The 26,639-nt window shown below is 43.9% G+C and carries 26 protein-coding genes; 12 read left to right on the forward strand and 14 right to left on the reverse strand.

Features of this window, described 5'->3' with window-relative positions; genetic code table 11:
* Nucleotides 1-209: 209 nt before the first annotated feature.
* On the forward strand, nucleotides 210-1,091 hold the full coding sequence (locus tag JQC93_RS04770) for an endonuclease/exonuclease/phosphatase family protein (RefSeq protein ID WP_205157294.1): 882 nt from the start codon (nucleotides 210-212) through the stop codon (nucleotides 1,089-1,091).
* A gap of 29 nt (nucleotides 1,092-1,120) precedes the next feature.
* On the opposite strand, the gene JQC93_RS04775 is transcribed toward JQC93_RS04770, so the two are convergent.
* The 3 genes from JQC93_RS04775 to JQC93_RS04785 are packed head-to-tail and all read right to left on the reverse strand — an operon-like array spanning nucleotide 1,121 to nucleotide 2,314.
* Nucleotides 1,121-1,567: a YeeE/YedE family protein gene (locus tag JQC93_RS04775; protein WP_205157295.1), complete on the reverse strand. Its 447-nt coding sequence runs from the start codon at nucleotides 1,565-1,567 to the stop codon at nucleotides 1,121-1,123.
* Nucleotides 1,568-1,579: 12 nt separating this feature from the next.
* Nucleotides 1,580-1,999 (reverse strand): YeeE/YedE family protein, encoded by a 420-nt coding sequence (locus tag JQC93_RS04780; RefSeq protein ID WP_205157296.1) that lies wholly within the window; start codon nucleotides 1,997-1,999, stop codon nucleotides 1,580-1,582.
* Between the two features lie 12 nt (nucleotides 2,000-2,011).
* The gene (locus tag JQC93_RS04785) at nucleotides 2,012-2,314 is read right to left on the reverse strand and encodes an ArsR/SmtB family transcription factor (RefSeq protein ID WP_084883184.1); all 303 of its coding nucleotides are present in this window, start codon (nucleotides 2,312-2,314) and stop codon (nucleotides 2,012-2,014) included.
* A gap of 164 nt (nucleotides 2,315-2,478) precedes the next feature.
* Between JQC93_RS04785 and JQC93_RS04790 the strand changes: the two genes are divergently transcribed.
* A complete protein-coding gene (locus tag JQC93_RS04790) occupies nucleotides 2,479-4,182 on the forward strand; it encodes an FAD-dependent oxidoreductase (RefSeq protein ID WP_205157297.1) in 1,704 nt (567 codons plus the stop codon).
* 96 nt (nucleotides 4,183-4,278) lie between these two features.
* Here the strand turns inward: JQC93_RS04790 and JQC93_RS04795 are convergent, their stop codons facing one another.
* The gene (locus JQC93_RS04795; protein WP_205157298.1) at nucleotides 4,279-5,379 is read right to left on the reverse strand and encodes a ketoacyl-ACP synthase III; all 1,101 of its coding nucleotides are present in this window, start codon (nucleotides 5,377-5,379) and stop codon (nucleotides 4,279-4,281) included.
* A 78-nt stretch (nucleotides 5,380-5,457) separates the two neighbouring features.
* Between JQC93_RS04795 and trxC the strand changes: the two genes are divergently transcribed.
* Entirely contained in the window at nucleotides 5,458-5,886 is a 429-nt protein-coding gene (gene trxC, locus JQC93_RS04800) for a thioredoxin TrxC (protein ID WP_205157299.1), read from the forward strand.
* A 5-nt stretch (nucleotides 5,887-5,891) separates the two neighbouring features.
* On the opposite strand, the gene JQC93_RS04805 is transcribed toward trxC, so the two are convergent.
* Together JQC93_RS04805 and JQC93_RS04810 are read right to left on the reverse strand one after the other, a co-directional pair.
* Nucleotides 5,892-6,560 carry an HAD-IA family hydrolase gene (locus JQC93_RS04805; protein WP_205157300.1) on the reverse strand — a complete coding sequence of 223 codons (669 nt, stop codon included), beginning with the start codon at nucleotides 6,558-6,560 and terminating at the stop codon, nucleotides 5,892-5,894.
* 194 nt (nucleotides 6,561-6,754) lie between these two features.
* Nucleotides 6,755-7,204, reverse strand: coding sequence for a hypothetical protein (locus tag JQC93_RS04810; protein WP_205157301.1), 450 nt, complete (start codon nucleotides 7,202-7,204; stop codon nucleotides 6,755-6,757).
* A gap of 144 nt (nucleotides 7,205-7,348) precedes the next feature.
* On the opposite strand from JQC93_RS04810, the gene JQC93_RS04815 reads away from it, so the two are divergent.
* The gene (locus JQC93_RS04815; RefSeq protein ID WP_205157302.1) at nucleotides 7,349-7,843 is read left to right on the forward strand and encodes a CreA family protein; all 495 of its coding nucleotides are present in this window, start codon (nucleotides 7,349-7,351) and stop codon (nucleotides 7,841-7,843) included.
* A gap of 138 nt (nucleotides 7,844-7,981) precedes the next feature.
* Nucleotides 7,982-9,286 (forward strand): inosine/guanosine kinase, encoded by a 1,305-nt coding sequence (locus tag JQC93_RS04820; protein ID WP_205157303.1) that lies wholly within the window; start codon nucleotides 7,982-7,984, stop codon nucleotides 9,284-9,286.
* Between the two features lie 64 nt (nucleotides 9,287-9,350).
* Here JQC93_RS04820 and JQC93_RS04825 read toward each other — a convergent pair whose 3' ends face one another.
* The gene (locus JQC93_RS04825; RefSeq protein ID WP_205157304.1) at nucleotides 9,351-9,959 is read right to left on the reverse strand and encodes an OmpA family protein; all 609 of its coding nucleotides are present in this window, start codon (nucleotides 9,957-9,959) and stop codon (nucleotides 9,351-9,353) included.
* A gap of 137 nt (nucleotides 9,960-10,096) precedes the next feature.
* Here JQC93_RS04825 and JQC93_RS04830 point away from each other — a divergent pair, with 137 nt between their 5' ends.
* Together JQC93_RS04830 and JQC93_RS04835 are read left to right on the forward strand one after the other, a co-directional pair.
* Nucleotides 10,097-10,714, forward strand: a complete 618-nt coding sequence (locus JQC93_RS04830; protein ID WP_205157305.1) for a thioredoxin domain-containing protein — start codon at nucleotides 10,097-10,099, stop codon at nucleotides 10,712-10,714.
* Between the two features lie 11 nt (nucleotides 10,715-10,725).
* The gene (locus tag JQC93_RS04835; RefSeq protein ID WP_084883214.1) at nucleotides 10,726-11,199 is read left to right on the forward strand and encodes an FKBP-type peptidyl-prolyl cis-trans isomerase; all 474 of its coding nucleotides are present in this window, start codon (nucleotides 10,726-10,728) and stop codon (nucleotides 11,197-11,199) included.
* A gap of 54 nt (nucleotides 11,200-11,253) precedes the next feature.
* Here the strand turns inward: JQC93_RS04835 and JQC93_RS04840 are convergent, their stop codons facing one another.
* The 4 genes from JQC93_RS04840 to manD form a co-directional block, all read right to left on the reverse strand.
* Nucleotides 11,254-11,859, reverse strand: coding sequence for a beta-phosphoglucomutase family hydrolase (locus JQC93_RS04840; RefSeq protein ID WP_205157306.1), 606 nt, complete (start codon nucleotides 11,857-11,859; stop codon nucleotides 11,254-11,256).
* Between the two features lie 123 nt (nucleotides 11,860-11,982).
* On the reverse strand, nucleotides 11,983-13,740 hold the full coding sequence (locus tag JQC93_RS04845) for a methyl-accepting chemotaxis protein (RefSeq protein WP_205157307.1): 1,758 nt from the start codon (nucleotides 13,738-13,740) through the stop codon (nucleotides 11,983-11,985).
* Nucleotides 13,741-13,929: 189 nt separating this feature from the next.
* Entirely contained in the window at nucleotides 13,930-15,063 is a 1,134-nt protein-coding gene (locus JQC93_RS04850; protein ID WP_205157308.1) for a Gfo/Idh/MocA family protein, read from the reverse strand.
* 45 nt (nucleotides 15,064-15,108) lie between these two features.
* Nucleotides 15,109-16,326, reverse strand: coding sequence for a D-mannonate dehydratase ManD (manD, locus tag JQC93_RS04855; RefSeq protein ID WP_205157309.1), 1,218 nt, complete (start codon nucleotides 16,324-16,326; stop codon nucleotides 15,109-15,111).
* Nucleotides 16,327-16,496: 170 nt separating this feature from the next.
* Here manD and JQC93_RS04860 point away from each other — a divergent pair, with 170 nt between their 5' ends.
* The gene (locus JQC93_RS04860; RefSeq protein WP_205157310.1) at nucleotides 16,497-17,516 is read left to right on the forward strand and encodes a LacI family DNA-binding transcriptional regulator; all 1,020 of its coding nucleotides are present in this window, start codon (nucleotides 16,497-16,499) and stop codon (nucleotides 17,514-17,516) included.
* Nucleotides 17,517-17,544: 28 nt separating this feature from the next.
* On the opposite strand, the gene JQC93_RS04865 is transcribed toward JQC93_RS04860, so the two are convergent.
* On the reverse strand, nucleotides 17,545-18,189 hold the full coding sequence (locus JQC93_RS04865; protein ID WP_205157311.1) for a TetR/AcrR family transcriptional regulator: 645 nt from the start codon (nucleotides 18,187-18,189) through the stop codon (nucleotides 17,545-17,547).
* 72 nt (nucleotides 18,190-18,261) lie between these two features.
* A complete protein-coding gene (locus JQC93_RS04870; RefSeq protein WP_205157312.1) occupies nucleotides 18,262-19,002 on the reverse strand; it encodes a DAPG hydrolase family protein in 741 nt (246 codons plus the stop codon).
* Nucleotides 19,003-19,521: 519 nt separating this feature from the next.
* Here JQC93_RS04870 and ylqF point away from each other — a divergent pair.
* Complete coding sequence (gene ylqF / locus JQC93_RS04875) at nucleotides 19,522-20,466, forward strand: ribosome biogenesis GTPase YlqF (RefSeq protein ID WP_205157313.1); 945 nt, start codon at nucleotides 19,522-19,524, stop codon at nucleotides 20,464-20,466.
* A gap of 473 nt (nucleotides 20,467-20,939) precedes the next feature.
* Nucleotides 20,940-21,938, forward strand: a complete 999-nt coding sequence (locus JQC93_RS04880) for a TDT family transporter (protein WP_205157314.1) — start codon at nucleotides 20,940-20,942, stop codon at nucleotides 21,936-21,938.
* A 4-nt stretch (nucleotides 21,939-21,942) separates the two neighbouring features.
* Here the strand turns inward: JQC93_RS04880 and folE are convergent, their stop codons facing one another.
* Nucleotides 21,943-22,611 carry a GTP cyclohydrolase I FolE gene (folE, locus tag JQC93_RS04885; protein WP_205157315.1) on the reverse strand — a complete coding sequence of 223 codons (669 nt, stop codon included), beginning with the start codon at nucleotides 22,609-22,611 and terminating at the stop codon, nucleotides 21,943-21,945.
* Nucleotides 22,612-22,732: 121 nt separating this feature from the next.
* Here folE and moeA point away from each other — a divergent pair, with 121 nt between their 5' ends.
* Both moeA and JQC93_RS04895 read left to right on the forward strand, forming a co-directional pair.
* The gene (moeA, locus tag JQC93_RS04890) at nucleotides 22,733-23,971 is read left to right on the forward strand and encodes a molybdopterin molybdotransferase MoeA (protein ID WP_205157316.1); all 1,239 of its coding nucleotides are present in this window, start codon (nucleotides 22,733-22,735) and stop codon (nucleotides 23,969-23,971) included.
* A gap of 171 nt (nucleotides 23,972-24,142) precedes the next feature.
* Complete coding sequence (locus JQC93_RS04895) at nucleotides 24,143-26,395, forward strand: bifunctional diguanylate cyclase/phosphodiesterase (RefSeq protein WP_205157317.1); 2,253 nt, start codon at nucleotides 24,143-24,145, stop codon at nucleotides 26,393-26,395.
* The last annotated feature ends 244 nt before the right edge of the window (nucleotides 26,396-26,639 follow it).

Below are 26,639 nucleotides of genomic sequence, written 5' to 3' on the forward strand. Positions count from 1 at the left end.
GTGTGGGTTTTGATCTAAATCAATTAATCACGAAAGATAATGTTAGCAATGACATGAAAATTGCTTGACATCGCAGAGTGAAAATTAAGGATCGAGCCTTCAAAAATTTGAACAAACGGGTTGAAATTTTCAAAGCCCTGCTACAATCGAACCTACGGCAATTCACAATTATCCACAGGTGCGAAATCTCAATTATGAAATTCACATTTATGATAATTTCTTCATTTTGTCTATTGATCCTTGCGCGACCCGTTATCGCTGAAACGATCCGCGTTGGATCGTGGAATTTGGAGTGGCTAACCAGCCACGGTGTGGATAAGTTTCCACAAAGCCAACGGCAGGCTGCAGATTTTAATCGCTTAAGTGATTACGCCACCGCATTAGATGCGCCCATCATTGCATTACAGGAAGTCAACGACATTCAGGCAGCAATGCAAGTATTCGGCAGTGACTATCAAATTGTGCTTTCGAGTCGTTCGCAAGCCAAACACAGCGCACTGCAATTTAGTGGCATCAACCAATACACCGGTTTTGCGTTACATCATTCTGTTCAGTTGGTCGCTAACCCACCAGATTTAACGTTGGCATCGACACCAAGTCAGAAACTCCGTTTTGGCAACTACATTATCGTTCGCCACAACCAACAAAACGTCCATTTACTGTCTGTCCATCTAAAAGCCGGTTGCCAAAAGGCGCGCACGAACAGTCGATCCTGTACCATTCTTGCTGAGCAAGCGGATCAACTTAACCTATGGGTTCAGCAACGTATTCAACAAAATCAAGCCTTTATATTAGCCGGTGATTTTAACCATCAACTTTCTTACCCAAACGACTGGCTCATGCAGCGAATCATCGCCGATACCAGTCAAACGATTTCGCTAGACAGCCGTCAAAGTGAAGCAACGTGCGCGGTAAAGTCAAATAGAGATCCAAACCAAACACATCGCTATTCGTATCTCATCGATCACATGCTCAGCCATAAACTAAAAAAGCATAGCTCCACTCAACAGCAGGACTATGCTTTACAAGACGTCATCAATTATCAATTGAGCGATCACTGCCCTATAGTGACTGACTACTTAGTCGACTAAATGATGGGCTAAGTCGTCAAATCAGGCTATTACAAGGTTTGTGTTGCTGCTTGCGGCGCTTGTTTTTGCTGCCACACATTCACAACGGAAAAGCCTAGCATCATCGCCACGAAGAAGATCAGTGTGTCTGGGTTTCCAACGGATAGCGATGAAACAACAGGACCTGGACAAACTCCTGCCAGTCCCCACCCCACACCAAATGTCGCCGCACCTGCGAGAAGTTTATTATCAATCTTACGAACACTAGACACACAAAATTCGTTGGCCACGACAGGAACGTGCTTTGGTTTGATTAAAAAGTGATAGGCTGGCGTAAATACCAATAATGCCCCACCCATAACAAACGCAAGGCTCGGGTCCCAGTTACCTGCTACATCTAAAAAGCCAATAACATTAACAGGGTCGACCATACCGGAAATCGCCATTCCCATTCCAAACAGTAGCCCTGACACCAAGGCTGAAAATTTAAGCAACATTGTTCGATTCCCCTAGATTAAGTGCAGTCTAAAAAACACAGTCATGGCAGCAGCCAACATAAACACCATGGTGGCGACGATTGAACGTTTTGAAAAGCGCCCCATACCACAAATACCATGGCCACTGGTGCAGCCGTTACCCAACTTGGTGCCAACCCCAACCAATAATCCCGCGACGATCAATAACGGCGTGCTCGATGAATACGACGTCGGAATATCAGCACCAAAGAATGTGCTTGCTAACGCACCTCCGCCAATCAACCCTGCGACAAAGATTAGTCGCCAGGAAAAGTCATTAGGTTTTTTCGCCAATAGACCAGCAAGAATGCCACTGATCCCGGCAATTTTACCGTTAATCAGTAATAGAATCGTGGCCGAAACCCCCAATAGCATTCCGCCAAAGAGTGATTCCCAAGGGATAGTAAACGACATAGTTTTCTCCAATTAAGACTTACAAAAAAGCCCGTAAAGGCTGTCTAATAGTTTTTCTACACGCTCGTCGGCTAACGAGTAAAAGACCTGTTGAGCCTCTTTGCGCACCTTTACAATGCCGTGTTTCTTTAGAACGGTTAGATGTTGTGAAAAAGCACTTTGGCTGAGACTCGATCGCTGGACCAACTCCCCTGCACTCAGTTCTTGATTAACCAATTGACACAGCACCAACAACCGCACTGGATGTGCCATGGTTTTAAGAAGCTCTGAAACTTCTTGAGCTTGTGATTGCATATCTTCTGCTACAACACTCATATTTCACCCTTGGCTAAATTAGTAATAACTCATATAGCTGTATCTTAACGACCGTTTGTAATTAGTCAAGACTAATGTAGATAAAACTTAATTAGACAAAACTAATATTAAAGAGTATTGTCTGCCTTAATCAGTTTTAATTTGAAAAATAGAGGAAGTCGACTATGACTAAAATTGTTATCGTAGGTGGAGTTGCTGGAGGCGCTTCTGCAGCCGCACGTGCTCGACGTCTGAGCGAAGATGCACAGATCATTATGTTTGAACGTGGCCCTTTCGTGTCCTTTGCAAATTGTGGTCTTCCATACCACATTGGTGGCGACATCACTGAACGCAGTAAGCTATTACTGCAAACACCCGATAGCTTTTTAGCCCGTTTTAACGTTGATGTACGCGTAATGAGTGAAGTCATCAGCATAAACAAACAGGCCAAAACCGTTACCGTCACCAATCTGCTCGAAGGGACTTCGTATGAAGAAGAGTACGACTTCCTACTACTCAGCCCAGGTGCAGCGCCGATAGTTCCACCTATTAGTGGGATTGACAACCCGCTCACATTTTCTCTTCGAAATATCCCAGACATGGACAAGATCATCCATGCGATCGGCCTTAATAAACCCACACACGCGACAGTTGTCGGGGGTGGCTTCATTGGACTTGAAATGATGGAAGCCCTCCACCAACTTGGAGTAGAAACCACCTTGCTTGAACTCGCTGATCAAGTCATGACACCTGTCGATCGCGAAATGGCTGGATTTGCGCATCAAGAGATCCGCGATAAAGGCATTGATCTAAAACTGGGCGTTGCTCTTAAAGCGGTAGAATTTGCTCCTAACCAGTCTATTGCAAATGAAGAAGCTGGTGAGCATACCGATAAGCAACATCTAATCGGTCATCTTGATCTGTCGCTTAGTAATGGTGAAACACTGACTACTGAACTATTGATCATGGCTGTCGGAGTGAAACCAGAAACCAGCCTTGCCCGCCAGGCAGACTTAAAAATTGGCGATCTTGGTGGTATATGGACTGATGCACAGATGCGTACCAGCGATCCCTACATTTTTGCCGTTGGTGACGCAGTCGAAGAACAAGATTTCGTTACTGGCGAACCAACACTCGTTCCTTTAGCAGGACCGGCAAACCGTCAAGGACGAATGGCGGCAGATAATATGCTTGGCAGAGCCCAAGAGTATCAAGGGACACAAGGCACCGCGATATGCAAAATCTTTGATCTAGCCGTAGCCTCTACAGGGCGAAATGAAAAACAATTACAACGTGACGGTGTCGACTACGAAAAAGTCTATGTGCACACAGCAAGCCACGCGAGCTACTACCCTGGCGCAGAAATCGTTTCATTTAAAATGTTGTTTGATCCAGAGTCTGGCAAAATATTCGGCGCGCAGGCTGTAGGTAAAGATGGAGTAGACAAACGAATTGATGTTATGGCGGTTGCACAGCGCGCAGGAATGACGGTTGAGCAGCTTCAACACTTAGAACTGACTTACGCGCCTCCTTATGGCAGTGCAAAGGATGTGATCAATCAAGCTGCGTTTGTTGCCACCAACATCATCAGTGGCGACTCTACATCGATTCACTATGATCAGATAGATAACCTTAATGACAATCAACTTCTTTTGGACGTGCGAAATCCAGCGGAGCTTGAAAATGTCGGCTTCATTGAAGGCGCAATGAACATTCCTGTCGATCAGTTGAGACAACGTATGCACGAGTTGCCAAAAGACAAAGAGATCGTGATCTATTGTCAAGTTGGTCTTCGCGGCAACGTCGCGTATCGCCAGTTGGTCAATAACGGTTTCAAAGCTCGCAACTTACTCGGTGGATACCGAACTTATAAGTTCGCTCAAGCGTAATCGGAAGCCACTGTCTGGTGGTACTCTTAACTTAGAATAAAAAAATGGGAAGCTTAAGCTTCCCATTTTTATTTGCGCTTCGTGTTTAAGCCAAGATTATTGTTCGCGAGTTAGCGATGGGTTGTTTTTACAATGCTCAATCGCTTGTTCTAATAGCTCTAAACCGCTCTTCTCACAAGCAGGCAACTCTGCGTCACTTTGTGCGATTGGCGTAACACGTTGACCCCATTTAAGATGACCAGCACCCCAAGTTAAGCCAGCACCAAAGGCCGCAATAAGAATATCAGCACCAGGTTTAATTCGGCCGGCTTCAGCCGCTTCACACATTGCAATAGCCACAGTTGCCGCTGACGTATTGCCATACTTCTGAATATTTACGAAGGCTTTGTCTTCTGAGATACCGTTAATTTCACACAAAGTTTGAATAATGCGGATGTTAGCTTGGTGTGGGATCACAAGGTCCAGATCATCTGCAGTAAGCCCCGATTGGGTAAGCACGGTCTTACTGGCAAGCCCCATACCTTTCACCGCACGCTTAAATATATCGCGGCCGACAAAGTTAAAGTCAAAGTATCCGTTATCGGCAGCAAAACGATCCATCGCAGTACCAAAACCTGGGATCGCCAGAATATCGCGACCTTTTGGATCACAGCCAATTTGAGCGATTTGCAATCCTACTTTTTCTTCAGTGCGCGTTAGTACTGCTGCACCAGCGCCATCACCAAACAACACTGCGGTATCACGTTGTGTCCAGTCCATAAAGAATGACAAACGTTCTGCACCAATGACCACCACATTGCGGTAATTACCCGCTTGAATAAGACGAGTGGCAGTTTCTAGCGAATACAAAAAGCCAGTACATGCGGCATTAAGATCAAAGGCGGCGGCGGATTTGATACCAAGATTGGCTTGAACCTTTGAGGCAATATTCGGAATAAACGTATCGGCGGAACAGGTAGCGACAATGATCAGATCAATATCTTGAGGCTCTAAACCTGCACAAGCAATTGCTCTTTGCGCAGCGACCGTCGCCATTTCTGAGGTATCCACATGGCTGATACGTCGTGCTTCGATACCAGTACGTGAACGGATCCATTCATCCGATGTTTCCATAAAGGTACTAAGATCGTCATTGGTTAAAATTGCTGGTGGTAGACATTTACCCCAACCAGTAATTTCTGCATAAAACTGCTGCATATTGTTTCCATCATTGCTGTAATATAAAACACTGCACAGTATAAATGATTGAGACACAAATTAAGAGTAAGGATTTACATGGAAAGTTTAATATCACGCTGTACGCACTGTAAAACCAACAATCGACTACCTATTGAACGCTTAAAAGAGCAGCCTAACTGCGGAAAATGTGCAAAACCCCTGCTTGATGGGTGTCCTATTGAGGGAACAGTGCAAAACTTCAACGCATTAATTCAGGGCCAAACACCGACTGTGGTCGATTTCTGGGCGTCTTGGTGTAACCCCTGCGTTGGGTTTGCACCCGTTTTTGAGGACACAGCAAAACAATACAGCGGTAAAGCAAGATTTATTAAGCTCGATACCGAAGCACAATCCCAAATCGCCGCCCAATACCAAATTCGCAGCATCCCCACCATTATGGTGTTTAAAGGCGGTAAAGTTGTCGCCACAATTAATGGTGCATTGCCGAAAAGCCAATTTACTCAGTGGCTTAATCAGCAATTATGAAGCGCTTAAACAGTAGCGTCCGTCAGCAGCTCATTGAGTTGCTTCATTGATTGCATTTCTGTCACATCTATAAAGCCGCTTTTGGGTGTCATCGGGTTACTTCTAAAGTGCACCGTTGTCGCCCCAGCTGACAATCCAGCTTCGACACCCTTAGGAGTATCATCAACGTATAGGCACTGGTTCGCTGAAAACCCCATGTGCATCGCTGCCAATTGAATAAGATCGGGCTCTGGCTTCCAGCTATTTGCTTCAAAGCCAGAAAACATCGCCCCTTCAAAGTATTGATACAAACCTGCTTTGGTCAATGAGTGCTCTATTTTTTCGAGAGGGCCATTGCTGGCAACCGCCACTGGAATATCTCTAGCCTTCAATTGCTCAAGTATTTCGATCACTCCATCCATTGGCTTTAGCTTTTCTTCATACAGGGCATTGAGAGTTTCCCTGTACTTGGGCTCTAACTCATCGGTGGACACGCTCAACCCTAAACGGTTTCGAGTTGACGCTAAAATGTCGGTGAGCTTTCCACCATAAAAATGCGCAAAACACTCATCCATGGTTAATGTTGCTCCATACTGGGCAAACACGCTCACTAGCGCCTCACAAGTAAGAGGTTCGCTGTCGATCAATGTGCCTTCGCAATCGAAGATCACACATTGTACATCACTCATTCGCATAGCCCTTTCGTAAGATTCTCCAATGAACATAACGCTACTGAAGTCTTATAGGAAAGCTCAAATGTAGGATTGTGTTAGCTTGGATCAAAACTAATTACGGGGACTGTAAGCGAGATCACTTAGTCGCACATTTCAAACTGGTTGCACTTGTATTTATACACAGTTATGGCTACGTGAATTTAGTGATTGAGTCGCTAATCGCTTTGTTTTGCGAGTAACTCGGTTGTACTTTCGTGTGATAATCGACCAACCTGTTCGATAACCACCATTTGTTGATCAACAAAAGCGCAGAATCCAGCGGCTATAATGTCGCTACTGCTTGGCTCTGTAACAAAAAATAGTTTCAGTTGGTCATCTGATGACACACTGATTTGGGTAAGAAATTCGACGAGGTGATACTGCTCTTGTTCATTGGTTGTGAGCTGTTTGGCGTAGTACTGCGCAAACCAAACCGTCATTTTATGGAAGCTCACCCAGTGCCAGTCTAAAAGGCCTATGGGCTGTGAATGATTGGGATAACTTTTAGGACACAGCTTTTGGTAAATAGCCCAACCTTCTTTGCTCTCTAAAGTAGGGAAAGGAACGTCTATATGACTAAACAGCCATTCGTTTTTAAGAGCTTGTAGCTTATCTGCAGAAGGCACACTATCATTCCATCGTGTCAAAGTGGGGTCAGGATACGCAAAACTACTGCATCCAACAACCACAATGAAGATAAAGTCTTAGTTTCGAAGTACATCTAAACCTGCGCTTCTGGTACACTTTTCAAAAAACACGGAGCTTAAATTATGAAATCTCGCACTCTCCTTGCCAGTGCCGTCGTAGCCCTAACATTAACCGCATGCAGTGGCGATGAAGTTGGCGATGTTTCTCTAGGGCTATTCACCACTAAAGACATCAAAATTGAAGTTTTGACCGACCCAATTGTCACTGGTGTAACCTGCCATATTTCAAATGTGGTTGCTGATCTCGATTTTTCTGACCCATCAGACATGGGCATTTCTTGCCGTCAAACAGGTGAAATCACGTCAGAAATGATTGCGGAAATCGATCACTCTAAATCCGGTGAAATTGTGTTTAAAAAATCGAAAAGTATTTTTTTAAAGTCGCTTAAGATCCGTCGTATCTTAGATGCAGGCTCGCAAACATTAATGTACGTATCGTACTCGACCAAAGAGCTAGAGGGCAGCTACAAACACAGCATGTCTACAGTGCCACTTTGGGGTACAGCGGCGTATAACAGCCCTGAGGTATTCGTAGAAGAAGACTCAGTTTCACAATAAAAACAAACCCTTAGAGGCAATGCAATGTTGCCTCTTTTTTCCTCGCTACACAGCCCTACCGAAACACGAAAATTGTGGTATGATCGCGCACTTTCTTTTTGGCTATACTATTAGCCTCGTCCTAATAAAGGCTTTTGCATGAAGTTTCCTGGTCAGCGCAAATCCAAGCACTATTTTCCGACCCATTCTAAAGATCCTCTTGTTAACCAAATACGTCAAACTCCAACGTTAAAACGATCTACCATCGTTGGCGTGGGGCAAACTATCGTAGACATAGAAGCACGTGTTAACGACGAGTTTTTAGAACGCTACCAGTTGAGCAAAGGACACTCATTGGTTGTCACTCAAGACGTTGCCGACGCGTTGTATCAAGAACTAGTCGAGCAAGACTTAATCACCCATCAGTTTCCCGGCGATACCATTGGTAATACGCTGCACAACTTTTCGGTATTGGCAGACAGTAAGTCGGTGCAATTGGGTGTCATGTCGAAAAACATTGAAGTCGGTAGCTACGCTTATCGCTATTTGTGCCGCACTTCCAGTCGAGTGAATCTAAACCATCTACAAACCGTGGAAGGCTCCATTGGGCGCTGCTATACCCTAATCACTGACGATGGTGAGCGAACGTTCGCGATTAACGAAGGAGAAATGAATCAGCTTCTTCCTGAATCGATTCCCGAAAAGGTATTTGAGAACGCTGCTGCACTGATCATCTCGAGCTACTTAATGCGTGGCAAAGAAGGCGACCCTATGCCTCAAGCCGTATTGCGCGCAGTCGCATACGCTAAAGACCATAACGTTCCAGTAGTACTTACCTTGGGCACCAAGTATGTGATTGAAGGGCATGCGGACTGGTGGCAAAACTTCATCAAAGCCAATGTCACCATTTTAGCAATGAACGAAGAAGAAGGCGAAGCCCTAACCGGTGAAAAAGACCCGCTTTTAGCCGCTGATCGCGCGTTAGAATGGGCCGACTTGGTGTTATGCACCTCAGGTCCTGTTGGACTGTATATGGCGGGATACTGCGACACCAAATATCTACGAGAAACCAAGTACAGCTTGTTACCGGGTAACATATCTGAATTTAATCAATACGAATTTAGCCGAGCAATGCGCTATAAAGAGTGTGTTGTCCCTGCCCGTATTTACTCACATATTTCGCCATACTTAGGCGGCCCGTTAGAAATCAAAAATACCAACGGCGCGGGTGATGGCGCGTTGTCGGCACTATTACACGATATCGCTGCTAACCAATATCACAAGCAAAATGTGCCCAACTCGGACAAGCATCAAACGGATTTTTTGACCTATTCATCGTTGTCGCAGGTATGCAAATACGCCAATCGCGTGAGCTATGAAATGCTCATCCAGCACTCGCCTCGCCTGTCTCGCTCATTACCTGAGCGAGAAGACAGTTTAGAAGAAGCGTACTGGGAAAGGTAAGCCATCAAAAAAGGGGCAGCAGGTTATACACCTACTGCCCCTTTCTATTATTCTTTATCGTCACCTAAGGGTTATGAACTACGATAGAGATCTCTGCACGACGATTACACGCTTTACCGCTGCTAGTGCTGTTATTACACATTGGCATCGCGTCACCAAATCCACGGGCAAATAAGTTTTTCTTGGCGATCCCACGATCATAAAAGTAGTCCGCTACCGCTGTTGCCCTATTGAGTGACAATGCTTCATTATACAGAGCATTACCTTCATCATCTGCATGCCCTTCAACGATTATCTCCACACCACGTTGGCTCATTAACACTTGGCTAAGTTGCATCAGCTGTCGCATTTGCTCACGTCCAAGTGCAAACGAATCAGTCTCAAATTGTACCGGTTTGTCCAGTTTGAGCAGCAAGAAGTCGCCTTTCTCTACTTGATAACTAATGTTCGATTGTCGCAATAGATCTTCAAGAGAGCTGCTGTCTGGGATCTCTTTTTGAACTGGCAACGTTTTGGCCACCGCCTCCCACTCCAAATAGGCATTAGGTAAACCGCTGGAGGTTTTTGGAAGTTGAGTGACTCCATAATCTTGAGATTTCTGAAGTTCGGCACAGCCACTTAAATATGCCAGCGCGATAAAGGTAAGAAAGCCTAGTTTAGCCTTAAAAAACATGGTTTAGATGCCTTAATTCAATAACACATGAGAGTTCTGTAGATAATAGCGGCGAGCTGTAAAAATTCTTTAGCTTTAAGTTTCGTTTATTCGAAGATAACAGTAGTATGAGTCATCATTTTTACATGGAACCCGTAATGCTAAAAAAACTATTACTGATGACTTTTTCCGCCGCACTGCTCGTTTTGGCCGGTTGTAGCGATAACAATCAGCCAGAATTTGGCAAACACTATCACGACTTACCGAGCGATCTCAGTGACGTCATTGCTGATCCCGTGGTTGAAGTTTTTTCTCTGACCTGTGGTCACTGTATGAACTTAGAACCACAGCTTCCGGCTATTAAGCAGGGTTTTGGTGGTGAAATAGGTAAGGTTCACGTCACCTTTAACGATGCGTCGCGCAGCGCTGCGATGTTTTTCTATGCCGGTGTTACCCAGCTAGGCGAAACACCTAATGCAGAATTCATGGCTGGACTCTTCAATCTTTATCATGGCAGCTTTAACAGCTCTGAAGAAAAAATCGCCGCACTCAATAAAACCTTTACTGATGCTGGGATTATCTCCCCTTATGAACTCACCGAAGCTCAAATTGCCGACGTGCTTGAAGCGTCTAAAGTTGCAGAGATCGTCACCAGTAGAGGAAAGATCCAAGCCGTACCGACCTTTATCGTCAAAGGAAAATATCTCGTTGATCTGTCTTCGCACCAAAGCAGCGAAGATATCGCTAATACCATCAAATATTTACTCGAAAAATAGAAAGGTTCTCTATGTCTAAGTTTCTTTTTCCAATTATTATTTTTGTCCTATTTGGTTTCTTCATTTATCGCACCTGGATGGGACATAAAGCCTCTGACGAAAACTTTGCTATCGGCCAAGCGTTTTTAATTGAAAACGGCACCAAAGAAGGGGTTCAAACCACAGAAAGTGGACTGCAGTATTTGGTTTTACAACCAGGCACTGGAACGGCAAACCCTACCGCGGCAAGCACGGTAAAAGTACATTACCACGGTACACTGATCGACGGCACTGTGTTTGATAGCTCTGTAGACCGCGGTCAACCTATCGAATTCAAACTGAATCAAGTTATCGCAGGCTGGAAAGAAGGTCTTCAGTTGATGGTTGAAGGCGAGAAAATAAGATTATTTGTGCCTAGTACTCTAGCGTACGGTAAGAAAGGAGCCGGCCCGATTGGACCAGGCTCTACACTTATCTTTGACGTCGAGCTTCTTGAAATCAAGTAGCCAGCTTTAAAAAGCCGAGATAAAAAACGCCATCACATCAGTGATGGCTTTTTTTTATACTGGGTACAGTCTTAGTCCAGACTCTTCGACCATTATGCAATCCATTCCAGCGGCATGCGCTGCTTGCTTACCCAACTCAGTATCTTCAAACACGACGCAGTGAGTTGCGACTAACCCCATCGCTTGCGCTGCAAGCAAAAAGGTATCTGGATTAGGTTTATGGTTTTTAACTTCCGTCGCTGAAACCACAGTTTCAAAGTAATCTAGCAGCTGATTATCTTCTAATAAAGATAACGCTGAAGCTCTCTGAGAGCCTGTACCCACAGACATTGGCTTTTTACCAGACCATTGTTTTACTAGGTCTACAGTGAGCTTGATTGGTTGTCCTTTATCAGTAATCTCTGCGAATCGCGCCATTTTGAAAGAGGACACTTCCAGAGCATCGAGCTCAAGACCGTATTTTTTGTTTACTTCTAAAGTGATTTTAGGGCTTGGCATACCACCTAATGAATTCATCCATTTTCTGTCGTAAGGGAAATGAAAATGTTGCGCAGTTTGATGCCAGGCATCTAGGTGTGATGGCATAGTATCGATTAAGGTGCCATCCATATCGAAAATCAGCCCTTGGTACTTATCTAAATTCACGTTGACCTCGTTCATTATAATTCGGTTACTAATGTACGAATGCTATGAGCGAAGTGCAAGAGTACTTTTCGTGACAACAGAGCCAATGCGATACGCATTGGCTCTGTTTAAAGGGTAAAAAATAGATGTTTTAACAGATCAAGAGGTTTTAAATGCAGAGACCGTCTTATTCATTTCTATTGCTTGTGCTGATACTGAGTCAACCTCTTCTAGACAGTTTTCTGCTGCTCGCATATTGTTAGTCGATATGTCATTGAGCTGCATAATAGACTCACTGACCTGGTTCATTACAATACCCTGCTCTTCAATTGCCGATGCAATACTTTCAGAGTTGGCTTGTATTGACCCCATATCACCAATAATTTTGCTTAATGACTCATCCAGTTCTTGAGACGAGTTTTTGGTTTCTTTTCCTTGCGTGGTGCATTCGTCAATATCTTGGACGACCGCAGACATCTGCTTTTGAATCGAGGAAACGACATTGGTAATCTCCTCCGTAGATTGATGAGTGCGGCTTGCTAGCGCTCTGACTTCGTCCGCCACAACGGCAAACCCACGGCCTTGCTCACCCGCGCGGGCAGCTTCTATCGCCGCGTTAAGCGCCAATAAGTTCGTCTGCTCTGCAATTTCTTGGATAATAACGACAGCACCTCCAATCTGATCCACATTGGAATTGAGTGATGCGATTGATTGCTGGCTATGGTTGAGGGTTGATGAAAGCTCTTCAATCTTAAAGATTGTTGATTCTACTACATTACGCCCAGTACGAGCGTTTTCAGCGGCGTGTTGAACGCCGGTAGCAGCCACCGTAGTACTTTCCGATATTTCATTAATTGTAGAGACCATTTGAGAAACAGACGTTGCCATTGTGGTAGTGTGTTCTGATTGCTGCTTAAACTGATCTATTACACCTACTAACTGACCATGCATGCTTTCTGTATTGCCCGTGAGCAATACAGATTTTTGTTGCGAACCAGAAACGATTGCTTCTAGCTTTTCCAACAACTGATTAAAATCATTGCCAATAGTGCTAAGTTCGTCTTTACCTTCGGTGTTAACGCGCAAAGACACATTGTTTGTACTGGTAATCTGACCAATCGTAGAAATAAGCGCATGCATATTGCGGTTGATCGAACGCATAGTTAGCATAATCACTAAGGCGACAAGTAGCACTACAGCTGATGAGATGCTCCACTTAATGACGCTCACACTAGCGCGATATTGCGCAATTTGAGCTTCTATTTGCTGGGCGTATTCATCGAACTGTTGTTCTATGGTGTGAGAAAGTGATCGTACTTCACCTTTTAGCCCTTCATTGTATGACACGCCGATAATCTGCGCTTGGTCGACTACGGCTCGACCGGCACTCGTTAGCGACTCAGGTAAATTAGTCGTTGCCGAGGATACCTTTCCTTGTTGAATCTGTTCAACGTAGTCAAAAGTCGCAATCTTTTGTTCTGCATCCAATGATGGCAAGGATTCATCTAATACTTGATTAAATTTACCTTTCAATCCAGAGCTATCATCTAGCCCAAGCAACGTTAACTGATTAACCAGTGAGGTGAATCCTTGTTGATACGCTTTCAGGTCACGGCCAAGCTGAGTGGTGATGGTAAAGTCGAAAGACTCAATAGTTTGATTTAGCGACTGGTTAATAGCGACAAAATCTTGCACATTTCCGTTAAAACTGTCGAGATACTTGTCATCCAAACGCAACAAAAAGTCTTTTTCGTTACGGCGTAACATAAGCAGTTCAACATTAAGTTCGGTGATCTGGTTTCTCGCGAGCGACAGTTGTTGATCTTTTTGCGCGAAATGCGTCGCTATCAATACCAGTAGAATGACCCCACTTAAAGAAATTGTGCCCAGTAGATATAGTCTTTGTTTAATTGTCATTCAGCCAGTCCTTGCCTATCGCGAATAGTGAAATAGATGCCTACAATCCAATAAAGTAAAATGATTGTAATAGCACGTCATTCTGTATCGGCGGTTTTAGGAGTAACTTGACATTTTTTGCCTGGAAAATTGTATCAGTATTGTACGTATTAATTGGGGTCAGAGTCATTTGACTCTGACCCCAATTTTTTAGAGCAAGTTTTGTACATTAACACCACGGTCATTTTTTCTGACCAAGTCGATAATGCACTGGTACTTACAGCCATCCTCAAATGTTTGGTATGTTTCGCTGCTTTCACCCATGAGGTCTTTAACAAATAATGTAGCTAAATGGGTCCAGCTTCGCTGAGTTTCACAGTCAATTTTCGGTAACGATTCGGCGATCCGAGTTGGTAGCTCTTTCTCTTGCCATTCACCGTTACTATGCAGATACAACGGTCCAGCGCCATAATGGCCTTTGATGTAAATCGCGCCTTCACTGCCATAAAACACAATATGATCGTCGTTAAACCTCGGTGTCAGTCCACCATGCTTAAACAGTACAGACACTGGATTCGATGCTGGGATCCGACTATTGATTTGTGCCATGATGGTGTACGACCATTCAACGTCGCACTCTTTCCATTCCAAGCTCGGATCATTAATGTCTTTAGGAATAAAGTTCCTACGCTGAGTAAAGTTATGAACGCCCGCTACCACGGGGGCTTTTGGCATGTCGTTGCGTACCTCTCCGCAAATTGACACAATGTCCTCACCAATAACGTCTGTCACAATCGAAAGCAGATGGGTAAAGTTGTTATTCAATCTACCGCCACCCGCTGACTGGCGATGTGACCATCCAAACGGGATATTTTTATCCAAATTAAAATGCGATATACATTCTACTTCTGTTGGTTCACCGATAGCGCCTGCCGCAACAAGCTCTTTGGCGTGAATGATTTCTGGCAGATATCGAAAACTTGACGCAAAAGCAGTTTTCACACCTTTGCGATTAGCTAATGAATAAACTTCTTTCGCTGTTTCACCACTTTCAGTAAGTGGTTTGTCACAAAACACGTGGCACCCAAATTCTATCGCCTGTTTAATGGCCTCAACATGAGCGCCTCCTGGTGTTGCAATCGACACGATGTCTGGTTGGCACTGTTCAAGTGCCTTAATCCAATCAGTTCCACTGTATGGAATGTTATTCTCCTGAGCAACTTGAGTAACCACATGCTCAGTTCGGCCAACGATACCAACGACCTCTGCACCTGCAGCTCTAAACGCCTTTGTGTGCCCAATTCCCGCAAATCCTGTTCCAAATACCAATACTTTTTTTGTCATAATTTAACCATTAAATATGTAATTTTGTATATGTAGGGTGATTGTTTACCAGTGCCACAACGTGCCATCTTCTAACCGACTAACTGGAAGATAAGAACGTTTATAAAGATGCTTTTCTGCCTCTGCTTCATCAAATTCGATACCAAGACCAGGAGCGTCATCGACAAGGATCATTCCGTTATCTAGCTTCATGTTGTGTTTGAATATCTTCTGACATGTCTCGTTACCAAAGCCGACAAACTCTTGAATACCAAAGTTATGAGTTGAGATATTTAGGTGCATGTGCGCAGCAAAACAGATAGGCGATAGATCTGGCGCTCCATGAGGTGCAGTACGAACATTATACACCGCGGCAAAGTCCGCAATTTTCTTCATCCCCGTGATCCCGCCAGCGTGTGTAGCCGCAGTACGAATGTAGTCGATCAATTGATTTTGAATCAGGTCTTTACAGTCCCAGATGGTGTTGTAGGTTTCGCCTAACGCAAGAGGCGTGGTGGTATGGTGTCGTATCAGCTTGTAGTTTTCTTGATTCTCTGCGATTGACGGGTCTTCCAAAAATAATAGGTTGTACGGCTCTAGCATCTTGCCTAATTTAGCGGATTCGATAGGTGTCAAACGACTATGGGTATCATGAAGAAACTCAGCACTGTCCCCAAATCTCTCTTTTGCCTGCTCAAACAACTCTGGGACGAGCTTAAAATATTTACTCGATGACCACTCTTGCTCTGGTGGCAACGGGCGATTCCCTTGCAGTTCAAAATAATCTCTTCGATCACCCAATACGCCGTAGGTTTCTTTAAGCCCTGGAATAGCCGATTGAAGACGCACAGCTTTAAAGCCCTGCTCTATACACTGCTGCGCTTTATCCAAAGTATCTTCAATTGTTTCACCATTGGCGTGAGCGTAAAGTCTAACGCCTTTTCTGCATTTACCGCCAAGAAGTTGATAGACTGGTAAACCAGAGACTTTTCCTTTGATGTCCCAAAGCGCCATATCGATCGCCGCAATTGCGGCCATAGTTATTGGCCCTCTGCGCCAATACACCCCCATGTAAAGGTATTGCCAAATATCTTCAATGGCGTGGGCATCTCTCCCGATAAGGCACGGTTTCACATGTTCTTCCAGATAGGTTGCAACGGCGAGTTCTCGTCCATTGACAGTTGCATCCCCTACGCCATAAACCCCTTCGTCGGTTTCGACTTTTACGGTGACAAAGTTACGTCCAGGGTTGGTGACAAACACTTTGATATCACTGATTTTCATTCTCTTTCTCCAGTAGGCTGCATCTGTAAGAGGCGCTTTATTCATTTCCATCTCACAAAAACCGAATAAGTAAATCGGTTTGGTAAAACGATTTACTTGATATCATCAAGTTCACTCAATAGAATGTCAACTCGCTAATTTGAGCCAGTTAACAAAAATTAAAAGCCTATATGAAAAAAGTTAGAATAGTGGACGTTGCAACTCATGCAGGCGTATCAAAAAGTACGGTTTCTCAATATTTAAATGGTCGTTTTGGGCATATGTCCGAGCACACAAAACAAAAGATCAAACAGACGATCAAAGAACTGAACTACGTCCCCAACCCTATTGCGAGGAGTTTAAAACAGGATAAGACCTTCACCATAGGTGTTGTGGTAAGAGACATTTCTGGCTTCAACACAAGTCGTGTACTTCGCGGTATTGACGATTTCTGTAAAGAAAACAGCTATAAAGTATTGATATATAACAGTGATTTTGATGCTGAGTCTGAAAAAAACGCACTGTTAACCCTGCAACAAATGTGTGTTGATGCCATTGTCATCACCTCTTCTGGTCTAAATAGCGCGCTCATAAACCAGTTAGTTAGTGAAAAGCTACCCATTGTTCAATTTCAGTTAGAATACCCCGATTGCCAAACGCACATCGTATTGTCCGACTATGAGAAAGCGTCATTTGATGCAACTGAGCACCTAATTAAGCTAGGCCACTCACGTATCGGATTCCTAGCTCAAGAATTTGGCCAAAGCGTATCGCGAAATGCTCGCTATCAAGGCTATCTCAACGCGCTTCAGCACCACGGTATTGAGCAAGACCCTACTCTTATAAACTTCTGGGATCGACAAGCAGGGTTTAGCACCTGCCCCATTGAGATGATAAATCGTGATAATCCACCCACTGCGCTATTTAGCCAACATTTAGCCATTACCACAGATTTACTCAACTTACTTAATAGCCAAGATATCTCTATCCCAGAACAGGTTTCAGTACTTGGCTTTGATGAGATCCCGATGGTTGAATTGTTTAAGGTTCCGGTGACTGTCATCAAACAGAATGCCTATCAGATTGGGGTTGAAACCGCAAAGCTCGCCTTGGCCGCGATCGCAAACCCCAAGCTAGAACAGCAAAGACATATTGTGCAAAGCACCTTGGTGCATAGAGACTCGTGTCGCTCTATTGCGGGGTCAGAGTAAATTGACTCTGACCCCAGTTTTTAAACCTTCAAGGTTCTCCAAAAAGCACATTCATGATCAAACGCTGGTATTTGGCTTGGAAATCGGCACTATTTAGCTCTGTCTCAGGTAATAGATTATCCAGGATTGTCAGCAAAATAGGTGACGATATTAAACCGAGTAACGCGATTAGAAACGTTTCCTCATTGTAGATTTCTAGCCTCTTGGACTCTTTCTTTGCGGCTGTAAACAATGTACTAATGTGTTGATGGGTAGGCACCATTGATTTTGTTAGGTACTGAGCACGCTCACTATCAGGATCATACTCCATACAAATAATTCGAAGCATCTTTGGATGGTCAAACAATGTTTTGATCAATACAAGTACTGCGTTCTTAAATAGGATTAGACTGTCCTGGTCACAATTTGTTGTATGCTCTAAAGCTTGATTTAAATCGGTGATGTAAGCGGCATTATATCTATCTACAATCGCGAACCAGATATCTAGCTTGGACCCAAAATGATGCTGGATCGTACTGTGTGAGACACCCGCATGATTGCCTATTTGTCGAATGGAGGTGGAATCAAAGCCTTTAGTAGAAAAAAGCTCAAACGCCCCGTTAAGGATATCGGTTTTCGTCTTGTGGGCGTCTTCAGCAGTTTGTCGCCCGACCCGAATTGTTTTGTCGCTCACGTCGTTGCCACCTATAAATCGAATATAATCTGAGCAGCCTTTATTGACGGCCACTCAGCGAGTTAACAAAGATTAAAGGTTAGTTTCTGTTTCGTAAAGCTCAGGTAGAAAACCGGCTAGAATGTTCATCTCTCCAATCGCATGATCCATCAGTGCAAGTGCAGAATGCTTATCAAAGGTTAAGGCTCTAACTAAAGCAGTATTACCAAGCAAGCTTTGGATTGACCATAAGGTATCGTTTTGATTATCCGGATCTCTTGTCTCAATGTATCCCATCCAAAATACCGAACGCATTTCCGAACCGTACTCTGTCTTTGTGACGATATGACACATCTTATTTGCGTTAATCAGCGCTTCGCGCGAACCTCCGCGTGCACAAATAACGAAACGATCATCAGTTTCCTCATAACCAGTAAGAATTTCTGATGGTTCTACAAACTGAATGCGCAGCTTGTTTATTGTGTCACCTATGTACTCGTCAACAAGATGGCTAGCTCCAATGTGCTCTCCAGGAAGCTTATTCTCCCAATCCATCCAAAGATGCTGCGTAGGATACCAACGCTGATAATGCTCTGTTGTCTGCATATAGTCAGCGAACCACCAGCGTACCATTTCTGGTTCGACATCCGGCATTCGTGTGAGTGCCTTCACCACCATGATGCCATTGCCCGCTCGATATACACCAGTCTCTAATTCAGTATGTGCATAAGATAGAACATCCTTTCCTCGATTTGATGTAGCCCAAGGGTTAATACCAAATACAGCGACAAATAATAGGACTACCCCTATCAAACTCACCCATTTTGTTGTCATCTTCTTTCTCCTAGCATTATTTATACGACACACGAGCATTGTGCAAAGCACTAACTTGCAATACAGCTGTATTGTATGTGAAGGCGATTTACAATACAAGTGTATTGCAAATTCACAGTTAACTGTCTGCGATCAACTTTAAGTACTAGGTTTATCAATTTAGCTCACGTATATTTAGCAAGATTCATTGATGTTGAGCATTTATTTTTTGACTGCCAGATTGCTTACGCCTCTGCGTGTATTCGCGCAACGCGAATGGCATTCACGTTACGTATGATGGAAAACGACCTTTGATACCAAGAGAAGCATTCATTCTTATGGAATGCTAAAACTGAGATGAAAAATGCAATCCAATTATGTGCCGAGTTAGTGATATAATGGGAAAATTCGACACGTCGAATCACGCATAAAGCTCAATGAAGCAAGTGTGAATTCGATAGCAAACCATCAATAAGGGCCCAAACGGGGCCTTTATTGTTTCGTTTGCACAAACACCTATTTAATAAGGCTTCAACTCAAATGATTAATAACAATATCCAGTGGTTTCCTGGTCACATGCATAAAGCTCGCAAAGAGATAGAAGAAGTGATCCCACAAATCGATGTCATTATTGAAGTTCTCGATGCACGGATCCCTTACAGCAGTGAAAACCCATTAATATCTAGCTTGCGCAAAGACAAGCCTGTCATAAAAGTATTGAACAAGCGCGATTTGTGCGATCCAGAAGTCACTCAGCTATGGATTAAGCACTTAGAAAAAGAACAAGGCGTAAAAGCGATTGCGGTCACCACAGAACAGATCCAAGAGATCACACAGATAGTCGAACTGTGCCGAAAAATGGCACCTCACCGCGAACAAATGGGCAAAAACATTCGCACCATGATCATGGGGATCCCAAACGTTGGCAAATCAACCATAATCAATACGCTCGCTGGGCGAACTGTTGCTCAGACAGGTAACCAACCCGCGGTCACTCGCCACCAGCAGCGCATCAATTTGCAAAATGGTGTGGTGTTATCCGATACACCTGGGATTTTATGGCCAAAGGTTGAAAACCCACACAGTGGATTTCGATTGGCTGCGACCGGAGCGATCAAAGATACGGCGATGGAATACGACGAAGTTGCCTTTTACACGGTAGAGTATTTGGCAAAGCACTACCCGCACCTTCTCAAAGAGCGCTACCAACTCGAAGAGCTGCCTGATACAGAGGTCGAATTAATGGAAGCTTTGGGTGCTAAACGTGGCTGTTTGCGCGCGGGAGGACGCATTGATCTTCATAAAGCGTCTGAGATTTTATTGCATGAGCTTCGCCAAGGTACGATTGGCCAAATCACTTTAGAGCGGCCCGAGATGATTACTCAAGAGCTCATCGAAGTGGAAGAAGAAGCCGCTCGAAAAATAGAAGCGAAAGCCAAAAAGAAAGAAGAGCGCCGTAAACGCTATTTACGCAACAAACGATAACGCGACATAGCGGCTTGATAAAAGCGAGTTCTTTCTCTAAATTCTGCTTCAAATGAGTTGCCTGAATGGCAAAATGCAAAAAGGCGCAATTTTCATTGCGCCTTAACACCTCGTCGCTCAATCGTGAGTTTGCGAAGTTGCTCTCTTAAGGTAATGCATCGAAGAAATAAAGGCTCGATGTCTGTATGAAATACCTTGGACGCAACCTGTGTGACAAGGGGTAGATTGTTTTTCTGTAATTAATTAAACAGTCCTAATTGTAGGTAAGGTGTCGTCCTCCTTGTTGTCTTCACCTTACATATTCAGTCTGGTACAAAATCGTAATATTGCAAGTTTTTAGACTAAAATTTACAGCATCGAATTTCGATAAGTATTTTGCCTGTCGTTCTGATAGACTAGACGCCTAAAAGATTGTTAAAAACAAGCTTTTCAACACTCATTCTTACTCTATTCGCTATAAATAAAGGTTATTGGTGTCCAGCAAACGATTTCATCGCTTTCATCACATTCCACCCTCTCAGGCATCTTTGTCTTTAGGTATGGTAGGACTTGCACAAGCTTGGGCGCTGTACGCGCCTGAATTTGGGCTGGTTATCCAACCCTACCTAATATTATGCGGTACGCTTTTAGTCATACCGGTACTACTAAAATACCTATTAAACCCTTCATTGTTCCTAACCGACATTCAACATCCTCTTTCAGGAAGTTTGATGGCGCCAATGAGCATGACGTTACTGGTGTTGTGTGATTATCTATCCGAAGTATTACCACAATTTGCCCATGTTCTATGGCTCTGCGCACTGACGCTACATCTGACCATGTTGACGCTTTTTTTTGGTTTTCAGTTATCGAACTTCAAAATGTCCAACATTGTACCAAGTTGGTTCCTTTACCCTGTTGGTGTGATTTCCAGTACCTTAGCGGGCTCGAGGTTAGGCCATGAGGCTTTTTCGCAAAGCATGGCCATGGTCTGCATCGCAATCTATTTTTTGATGCTGCCTTTGGTGCTATATCGATTGGTCTTCTTTGGCATGCTTCCTAGACGTGCTCGTCCAACACTGGCCATTATGGCTGCCCCAGTAAATTTATCGCTAGCAGCCTATTTGGTTACATTCGATAACCCGGATCCTATCCTTGCAGGTGCGTTGGCTGGCATCGCCATTACAATGACGTTGCTGATTTATTTGTGTTACCTCAAGTTGGTTAGACTCAAATTTCAACCCTCTATCGCCACCATCACTTTTCCGTCCGTGATCAGTGCCATCGCAATGCAACGTCTAACGAGCTGGTTTGCCGTTGAGCATCCTCATTGGCATTGGCTACACTATTTTGGGTTCTTTGAAATTCTTGTCGCTACTGCATTAGTTATTTGGGTATCGGTGGGGTATCTAGGTTTGTATTGGCCACAGTGGTTTGCTTATGGAGGAGCAAAAGCAGTACAAAAGTCGTCTACTCCTCCTAATGGGCATTAGACCGTTAGCTTATACCGTGCAGAAATTCCGCTCGTGTTGAAGCATTCGATTTAAACAGTCCGCCTAACGCGGTGGTGGTTGTTTCACTGGTAGCATCCATCACCCCGCGAGACTTCACGCAATAGTGCGTGGCCGACATAGTCACGGCCACGTCATCCGATTCGAGCAACGTTTGTAACGCGACCAATATTTGCTGTGTCATACGCTCTTGCACTTGAGGTCTCTGTGCAAAAAATCGAACAATTCGATTAATTTTCGATAAGCCAATAATTTTGCTTCGAGGAATGTACGCCACTGTGCATTTCCCATCGATCGTCACTAGGTGATGCTCGCAAGTACTGGTAACGGTGATATCTTTTACTTTCACCATCTCACTGACTTGCATTTTATTCTCAATGACCGTGATCTTAGGGAACTGTTGATAATCCAACCCCGAAAAAATCTCTTCCACATACATTTTAGCGATGCGCTTTGGCGTTTCGACAAGGCTGTCATCAGTAAGATCCAACTCTAGCAGAGTAAGAATTTCGCGCATGTGATACTCAATTTTCTCTTTCTTAACGTCTCGAGAAAACTCATTAGGCACCATTGGGGTTTCTAAACCTCTTGTTTCCAATGCGTTTTTGACCATCAGCGCGGAATCGGACAATGTTTGAACGTTTTTATCCAGCATACTTTCTTTCCATAAATTGCATGCTCAAAGGATACCGACAAAATCGCAATAAATACACCTTCAAAACGGCTGCATTGTGTTAAAGTCGTGGCACTAATATGTACACAAAAAGGAATGCACTGTGGGTTGTTGTGATGCTCCTGGTTTAATGCCAATTTCAGACGCGATTGATCAAATGTTATTAACGACGAAAACATTACCAGATGTCGAGTCACTTGATATTTCAAACGCTGTAGGACGTATATTATCCACTCCAGTGCAGTCACCTCTTAATGTCCCTCCATTTGATAACTCTGCAATGGATGGGTACGCGGTAAGAACCAGTGACTTTGACTCTCAATCTAACCTGCCATTGGCAGGTCAGTCATTTGCCGGCCACCCTTTTACTGGTCACTGGGAAACAGGGACCTGCATTCGAATCATGACGGGAGCACAAATCCCAGCTGGTTGTGACGCGGTCGTCATGCAAGAAGATGTCACCACCACAGAACAAGGCCTTGTTTCATTTGATAGCAAAGCCATCAAGCGTGGTCAAAATATTCGCCTAAAAGGTAATGATATTGCTATTGGCAGCACGGTGTTTAACTCAGGCCATAAGCTTACCCTGCGCGATCTACCTATTCTTGCATCGTTAGGGATCGCAACTGTATCTGTGTTCCAAAAAGTGAAAGTGGCGATTTTCTCGACGGGCGATGAAATAAAATCACTTGATGAGCCCCTCAAAGCTGGCGAAATATACGACAGCAATCGATACGGCTTAATCCCAATGTTTGAGAAGTTTGGTGCTGAAGTCATCGATCTAGGCATTATTGTAGACGACAAAACCGCCATTAAAGAGACCTTCGACAAAGCCCAGCAGTGCGCCGATATCGTCATTACTTCCGGAGGTGTAAGCGTTGGCGAAGCTGACTACACTAAAGATATATTAGAGGAAATGGGTGAAATCGGATTTTGGAAGATCGCAATAAAACCAGGTAAACCTTTTGCTTTTGGCCAACTGCCAAATGCGTTTTTCTGTGGATTGCCCGGAAACCCTGTTTCCGCAGCCATTACCGCTCATGTCCTTGTCGAACCCTTTTTGGCAAAAATGTCTGGCCATAGCGAGTGGAAACCCGATGTCACGCTTAATGCTAAAAGCTTAAGCGCTTTCAAGAAGCGTCCTGGTCGTACCGACTATCAACGCGGCATTTATCGGGTCGACAATGGCGAAGTGGTGGTTGAGAGCTGCGCCAACCAAAGTTCCGGTGCTTTTATGTCGATGAGCATCGCGAACTGCTATGTCATCCTTGAACAAGATCGTGGAAGTGTGACAAAGGAAGAAACTGTAACAATTCAACCATTTGGAGCAACTTTATTGTAGTAGGCTCGGTAGATTTTTACCGTGTAATCCACTACAGTGCTAGTTAATTCGTCGTAGTAGTGTTGATATAGGATACTGACTGGTTTAGGTATGAACGCCATTGTTAAGCGCCTTTGGGCTCTCTACTCTTTGATATGGGCTATAAGTTTGTGCGTGCTTTACTTTATCAGTATGAGCACGTGGGACACTATCGTCGATAAAAAGAAGATTGAGCAAGCTGCTGCTATCGAACTTTTTTCTAGCGGTGTGCAAGGCCTATTGGAGTCTCAAGACATAGTGTTAACTCTATTGGGCAACCAATTGAGCGAACATCTACCAGTAACAGACGAAAGCATCCTAAAAACCACTAAAAAGTTGGATTCATTGCTTGATTCCAACCCAGCTGTTTATGCGTTTGCATTTATCAAGCCAGACGGTACCGTTGCTATGGCAACGTCTAACATGTATGACGGTGATTTGAGCAGTGAGGACACCTTCAACTTTTTGGAAAATCCAGTAACAAAAGAAACATTTGAGCGCACGCTAAACAGCGACAAAGTCATTTTAGGCAGAACCTATTTTATCGCCGAACTCGACGATTTGGTGATCCCTGTAAGAAAAGCCATCAAAGATGATAGTGGCAACATAATAGGTGTTATGTCAGCAGGAATTCGAGCCAAGGATTCACAGCTGTTTCAACATGACTTTTCTAATAGTTCTCAGCTAATCGGAATTGCTCGCTCGGATGGTTATTGGCAGTACAACTCAGAATACAACAGTCTAAATGACAAAACATTGGCTGATGAGTTTTTCCAAAGGCCTATCCCAAGCTCCTATTTTAAAACTGTTGTTGATAATTTATACGACGTCTACAACGTCGATCCCAGTACCGTTAAGCAAAACACCCAAAAGTACATGTTCGAACATGAAGGTAATAAAGAGCACCTGCAGGTTGCACTTTCTTATGATCCTCGCTTCGATCACTGGTATGTGTCTTATGTTGATTGGCCACAATTACAGTATCAGTTAACCACAACACTGTTCCCCTACTTCGTGGTATTTGTCTCTCTTCATACTGTGTTGTTCATACTGTTTCGCTATACCTCGCGAACGCAACAAGAAAATGAAGCCTCCCTCATCAAGTTGGCCAATCAAGACTCTCTAACAGGCTTACCTAATCGTAAATATTTGCGAGACAACTTTGATGCTTGGACCCAACATCACAAACGGTTTAGCCTTTTGTTTGTCGATCTCGATCATTTTAAGAAAATTAACGATAGTTACGGTCATGAAGCTGGAGACATTGTACTTACTGAGTTAAGCGAACGAGTGCGAAGCGTGCTCAGCTTATTCGACATTTTAATAAGGGAAGCTGGTGATGAGTTTATTGTTGTATCACCACAAACCAATCAACCTTATTTGGAAGAGCTCGCGAAAAAAATCAACAGTGAGTTAAGCAAACCGTTCAATATTTTTGGCTCAGACGTGGTATTAGGTTGCAGCATTGGTGTTTCTGTTTATCCGGACCACGGTAACAACCTCATTGAACTGTTGAAGTCGGCTGACAGAGCGATGTATCTCGCTAAGAAAACCCGTAATAGCTACCGATTTTTTAACGAGTCTTTACGTGGAGAGTCTCAGTTTAAGTTTCGAGTGGAGCAAAAACTTCGCCAGGCCCTTGAGCATAACGACCTCAAAATTAAGTATCAGCCGCAAGTGAATGCCGAGCTCTGTTTGTCTGGCGTTGAGGCACTGCTTAGATGGCATGACCATGAACTCGGAGTGGTGTCGCCATCGCTCTTCATCACCATTGCAGAGAAAGCGGGCATGATGCCAGAGGTTAGCCGTTACTTGTTCAATCAGTTGATCACAGAAATATCGCAATTTAACCCTTGCTTAAAACAAGCCAGTTTATCGGTCAATATTTCAGTAAGTCATTTTATGATGGATTGCTTTGTATCCGATGTGGTGCCGCTAATCAATAAGTGTAAAGAAAGCGATGTCGAACTGGTTTTAGAGATCACCGAAACATTGCTCATTAACGATATCGTTCAAGCCAAACAACGCGTTGTCGAGCTAAAAAGTCTGGGAGTTAAAATATCATTGGATGACTTTGGTACGGGTTACTCGTCACTCAGCATGCTCAAAGATTTGCCAATGGATGAAATTAAAATCGACCGAAGCTTCATTCAAAACGTAGAATCCGATCATAACGCCTATAAAATGGTGAAAAACATCGTTGCGATTGGCAAGAACTTAGATAAGTTAATCGTTGCCGAAGGCATTGAAAATGCCAGTCACTGGCGACTCCTTACCCAATGTGGTTGTGACCTATTCCAGGGAAATTTCGTCGCCAAACCACTCGCGTTGCCTGAAATCAACGAGTTTTCTATTCGTCACCAAACGCCTTCTCAAGCCAAAGAAGTACAACTTTCTGACGCATAAGTCACCTTTTGTGCGATATCAAATATTTTGACTTTTGTAGCAAAATCTTACGCAAATCTTTGCGCAATCGATTAACCATAAATTGACTTTTTTTATGTTGATCAACATCACGAGAATTGCTGAAAAGTCATTGATTTCGTTTAGCGAATAACGCTATCTTGTGTGTATATTCACAGGCGTACTGAAACGCTAAACCCTTGCAGGGTCAAACCGCAGGGCACTACCTTAATGGAAAAGGATTGCG

The sequence above is a fragment of the Vibrio ulleungensis genome (assembly GCF_016900875.1).
GTDB lineage: Bacteria > Pseudomonadota > Gammaproteobacteria > Enterobacterales > Vibrionaceae > Vibrio > Vibrio ulleungensis.